General features: G+C 30.0%; 2 protein-coding genes. Both read right to left on the bottom strand.

The window, feature by feature from the left end; all coding sequences use genetic code 11:
- Nucleotides 1-6: 6 nt before the first annotated feature.
- Entirely contained in the window at nucleotides 7-3,144 is a 3,138-nt protein-coding gene (locus CAMP5053_RS07845) for a filamentous hemagglutinin N-terminal domain-containing protein (RefSeq protein WP_337217601.1), read from the bottom strand.
- Nucleotides 3,145-3,148: 4 nt separating this feature from the next.
- On the bottom strand, nucleotides 3,149-5,503 hold a 2,355-nt coding region (locus CAMP5053_RS07850), incomplete at its 5' end, for a hypothetical protein (protein WP_337217602.1).

A 5,503-nucleotide genomic window follows, 5' to 3' on the forward strand; every position in this document is an offset into this window, starting at 1 on the left:
TTATAACTATATTCCACTTACTATACATGGATTCATAGTTTTAGAGTTATCACTAACTATGCAAATTTTTCCTTTTTGCATAGGTGCAGTTTCATCGATATCATTTTTATCTTCTTCCTCTTCTTCATTTATAGCTTTATTACCTATAGAATTAAAAGTAGAACTTTGCTCAAAAACCAAAGAATCATCTGGTTTATTATCAATTGGTGGTTCTACTGGATCAATAGGCTTATCAGGTATTTCTATTTCACCACCACCATTATCTCCATTATTTTTTATAGAATCTAAGATAGGAATACTAACATTACTAACCTTATCAAAGTTTCCATTGAGCGTAAAATACTCATATTGGTTTGCTTTAGCTTTTAATGATTCAAACTCATCTATAGAAATATCACTTTTGTTTTTATCAAATTGTGCTAAAAACATAAGTTTTTCTATTCTAGAAGATATATTGCTCAACTCTTTATGAAGCCTATTTAGTGAATCTTCGCTTAAATTTTTATTGCTATTGATTGTGGATACTATTATGTTATACATAGTTGCGAGTTCATCGATTTGTTTTTGATAATTTGTTTTGTTGTATTTATCTTTTAAATCATTAATATTATCCACTTTGCCTTGCAAATCCTTAATAAAATCTATCAACTTGTCTTTATTTGCTATAGTGATGTCATAATGCTTTTTAGCATCTTGTTTTAAACTGTTAAATTTTTCTTGTACCCCTTCTTTAAACCTAGAATCAATCTTGTTATTTTGCGAGTATGCAAGCAAAAAATCCATACTTTGCATTAATTTTTCAGCTTCGCTTGTTTTATCATCATATCTATCATCTAACAAAAACTCTGCTATAAACTGTACCTTCGATTTTCTATCTGTTAAATTCCCATATGCTTCTAAAAGCTTTTTTAAATCACTATTTGCATTAATGGTTAAGTATTTTTTTAAATCTGAAATGATTTCATCTTTAATGATATCTTCATACAAATCCTCATTATCTAAAAACACATCGTTATCAAGATCAACCCTAGATACCTCACTAGGTTTTGTAGGGTCTGTTATAGCCGGGATTTTTGATGTAAATTCATTGTATTTATCATTATTTGTATAACTGACTTCACTTGCTCCGCTAGTTGAAAAACCACTAAAGTCATTAGTATGATGATATACTATATTAGAATTATTTATTCCAACTTTATTAGCTATAAATAAGTCTGTATATACGGTCTTATTTTGATAAGACTTAGCATTTATAGAAGACCCTTCTTTAAAATATAGTGAAACATTCTTTATGGAGCCACCACTATTTGAACATCCCCAAGAATTAGCACCATTACATCCTAAAAATCCACCAGCGTATACAGAATCCGTAGATTTTACATCAATATTTATCTTACCTTCTAAAGCTATGTTTTCTAAATTTGCACTATAGTTTTTTCCTGCGAAACCACCTACATAAGCTACACCTTGCTGTTTTTTATTATCCACTTTTATGCTTTCTAAATTCTTGATGTAAATATTACTAAGCTTTGCATTTTTACTTGCGACTTCACCTATAAATCCACCTACATTAGCAAAGGCTCCACTAGAAGTTACTTCTATATTTTTTACATCTTCCATTTTTATATCTCTGATGTAATTACCACTATATAACTGCCCAGTAAAACCCCCAACAAAAGCCGGCAAATTTGGATTACCTTTTGCGATAATATTATCTATATTTTTAATAGATATTTTTTCAAAATTTCCTCTTGCATTGCCTGCGAAACCACCTAAGTTTACAGAGCTTTGTCCTTTTTCAGCTCTTATATTTTTAATAGCATCTACACTAATATCTGAAAAATTACCTCCGGCAAGTCCTGCAAAACCACCTATGAAAAATAAACCCTTATCTCTACCTATTGAAGTAATATCAGAGATATTTTTTAGTTCTATTTGTGAGATAGTATTGTTTTCGGTTTTTCCAAAAACACCACCTACGTAATCAACGTTTTTAGTATTTATGCTATTATTACCATAATCAACTCTAAAGTCTTTAATGGTAGAATCTTTCACATATCCAAAAATCCCAACATAAGTGTGTTTTTCATAATGCCTATTTGGATCTGCAGTAAAATCAATCTTAATATTTTTTAGACTAAAACCTTGTCCATCGAAATTTTTATTAAAAACTTTTTCATTATCATAACCAATTATCATATTTGTACATTGTCCATCAATACAATAATTAGCATAGTTTTCACCTTTAAAATCTATATCATTAGTAAGTCTATATCCATTAGCAGTCTCTCTAAAGCCTTTTTTATTATCATTCCAACCTTTAGCAAAATACCACCAATCTCGCACAGAACCTATATCAACATAGTTTTTATAACTTTTATTTAAATTGCTAATATTATCAAACTCATTATATTTTCTTTCAGGATTAAAATAATACCCCGTAGCACTTAAATACAAATCCCCCTTATTTGCATGTGATGTTTCTACACTAGGTGTTTTTATAGTTGAAATATCTGCATAAATTTCATTTGCATCAAGGTGAATTTTATTTCCGGCTTTAATTTGATTTAATGTTCCTTTATCGGCCTCTGCCTTGAGTATGATTTTATTACCTTGTAAGATTAAGTTTTCTTTAACATCAATATTACCCATATTAACCACATTGCCAAGTTTATCGCCTTTAAATACCGGAGAAAAATTTGATCCCATTTTAAAGAAATTCTCATAATCTGTGTTATTTAATGTACTAGTCGAAGCCACAAAGCGATTAGCATTGATAATTCCCCCTGTTTTAGTAATGATTATTCCATTAGGATTGATTAAAAAGACATTTTTGCCATTTGCATTTAATACACCTTCTATCATAGATTTACTAGCACCATGAGCAATGTTTAGGTAGTTTTTACTATTACCTCCAAAGTTTACACTTTCACCTTTACCTATGCTAAAGCCACCACCCCATTGAATGACGGAGTTTGTTTCTTTACCATTAATTTGCATATGACCATTACCAGAAGTTATAGTCCCACTAGTCCCATGAGTAAATTTACCCCCACTAGGTAAAGCCATTAGTGGAGAAAATAACATTGATACAGTTATGCCTGAGAGTATGATGTGATTTGTGAATTTACTTTGCTTATTCATGATCTTATAATCCTCCAACTATACAAGGATTCATGGTTTTAAAGTTATCGCTAACTATGCAAGTAAGGCCTTTTTGTTTCAAAGAAGTTTCATCGATCTCTTCTTCGCCCTCTTCTTCTTCAACAGCATGATCTCCGATTAAATTAAGTGAAGCTGTTTGTTTAAATTCTAAATCTGTATCTGGTAATTCTGGTTTATTCGGATTATCTACATCAGGGCTCTGTGGATTATGTACAAAATCCAATGCAAAATCCCCCACAAATTTAAAATTAGTATAGCCGTATTCATTTTTTGCTATATTTTCATCATTAAGCTTAGTAGCTATGCCATTTACACCATCTCTTTGATTTTTTAATGTTGTTGCCAAAGAATTGATTTTATCAAGACTAGCTAGGTATTCAGGATCGTTTATTTTTTTTTTACCTGCTTCTATTTCTTTAACATAAGAATTATAAATTTCTAATTCTTTTTGATATTCTGCATAAGTTTCATAAAAAGAATTTTTACCATCTTTAAAAAGATATTCTTGAGCTGCTATATACTCATCTTTTATTTTTAAAGCTTTGTTGTATTTTGCATAAATACCTTTTAATTTTTCACTTGATTCAAATCCTGAATTTTTATCTTTGAGTGTATCGAGAAAATCCAAACTTTGCTTAATAGAATCTAGCGTAATCTCAACTCCGTTTACAGTGCTTACATGAAACACAATCTCACCAAATTTATTGATACTTACTCTATATTTTCCATTTAAAATATCATCTAATATAGCTTGAACTACTTCTTGATTATACCATTCTTCTTGAAACTCAACTTTTTCATTTTTTATAGCTTCTACATCTGGTTTTACATATGGAGATAAACCTGGAATAAAATCATCATCTTCTGGTATTTCATTAAATTTTGGATTAATAATACTTGCTATTTTTTCTTCAAATTCTTGTTTTAATTCATCGCCATTATAATCCTGATTTGTTACTCCTGTGTTTCCATGGGTCTCATTTAAAGTTCCATTTTTAAAATAGACAAATATATTATCATAATTTTCATCTAAATCATTATTATATTGAGTTGTAAAAAAATTATTTGCTATTCGAGATCCAGTAGCTGTGATTGTAGCTTCTGGATCAAAATATATAAAAATATCTTTAAAATTTCTTTTAAATCCTGATTGACCATTTCGATAGGAGCCCATAAATCCAGCAGCATATCCTAAGCCATTACCATTAGCATTAATGTTTTTTAAATTTTTTATGGCTATATTACTAAAACTAACTCCATTGCTTTGATAACCTAAAAATTCTCCACTACCTATAAATCCACCTGCTGAAGCAGTCCAGCCTTTAGTAGTTGCTTGGATATTAGATACTCTGTCTAATGTGACATTATTCATTTTAAAATTAGAATCGAGTAAATATAAAAATCCAGTAAAACCACCAGCATGAGCATCTGCACAATATTTACCGTCGCAACTAGCTTTAATAGAATTTGTTCCACTAATTTTTATCTTATCAAAAGTAGCATCTAAATCAGCAGGTTTTTTAATACTCTGAATACGCCCAGCAAATCCTCCAGCTAAAACCATGCCAGAGTTTGAGATTGCTTCAATATTTTTTATTCCATTAAGCTCGATATTACTTACACTTTTAACATTACCTAAAAATCCAGCAAAACCACCTACATTAATTTCCCCAGTACTCATCATAGTAGCTTTGATATAATCAATATTTTTAACAACTATATTATAAAATTTTCGATCACCATGCCATCCTTCACTATTTGAATATCCAATAAGACCTCCTACATAATTTGCACCTTCTGTTTTTATATATTTATTATTATAATCAACAACCAAATCAGATATAACACCTTCATCAAAAACTTTTCCAAATATTCCTACATATTTTACACCTTTTAATCCTGTTGTATCTATATACATATTCTTCAAGGTATGGCTTTGACCTAAAAATCTCCTATCAAAAGCATTATTATCTGAATAACCTATGATCATATTAGTACAACCAAAGTTTTCCAAGCAATAGTTCGCAAAATTTTGTCCTTCAAAATCCAAATCCGTTGTAAGTCTATAAAAAAGTGGGGAATTTTTTCTAAAATCATCTTTTTCATTCCACCCTTTAGCAAAATGCCACCAATCTTGCATAGAATTGATAAAAATAGTCCCTTCTACAACAAAATCCTTGCTAGCGCCTTCCTTAAGAGCTAAAATTGCGTTTCCTGCGCTTGTATTATAATAATACCCTGTAGCATCTAAGTACGCATGACCTTTACCATCAATTTCTATCGCTCTTCTACCAGGAGTATGATGATTTAATGAATCAGCATCTATACTAGCAGCATC

Source organism: Campylobacter sp. S4:11, from assembly GCF_024723695.1.
GTDB lineage: Bacteria > Campylobacterota > Campylobacteria > Campylobacterales > Campylobacteraceae > Campylobacter_D > Campylobacter_D jejuni_C.